Raw genomic sequence first — 454 nt, 5'->3', positions numbered from 1 at the left:
TGAACAACGCCAACCCGACAGTGCAGCAACTGGCTCCTGGCGAGACGCTGGCCGAGACGTACACGTACGTGCTGACGGACAAGGACGGAGACACTTCGACGGCGACGCTGACGATCACCATCACCGGCGCGGAAGACCTGCCGGTGGCGGTGGCCGACACCAACAGCGTCAACGAAGGAGCGACGCAGGTCACGGGTGGCGTCAAACCCAACGACACCAACGGTGACGGGACGCCGGCGCAGAACACGACGGCCCTGACGGGTTCGCCCACGGGCAGCTACGGCACCGTGAGCCTGAACCCGGACGGCACGTACACCTACACGCTGGACAACACCAACCCGACGATCAACCAGCTGAGCGTTGGCGAGACGCTGGCGGAGACGTACACGTACGTGCTGACGGACAAGGACGGTGACACTTCGACGGCAACGCTGACCATCACGATTACCGGCAC

The 454-nt window shown here is 64.3% G+C and carries 1 protein-coding gene; it reads left to right on the top strand.

Annotated features, from left to right (window positions below; all coding sequences use genetic code 11):
* On the top strand, nt 1–454 hold a 454-nt coding region (locus ACLIJ1_RS23320), incomplete at both ends, for a VCBS domain-containing protein (protein ID WP_411367970.1).

This window comes from Hydrogenophaga sp. RWCD_12 (genome assembly GCF_046604225.1).
Classification (GTDB): Bacteria; Pseudomonadota; Gammaproteobacteria; order Burkholderiales; family Burkholderiaceae_C; genus Hydrogenophaga.
The sequence above is the reverse complement of the archived record's forward strand: the minus strand, read 5'-3'. Positions and strand labels throughout refer to the sequence as shown.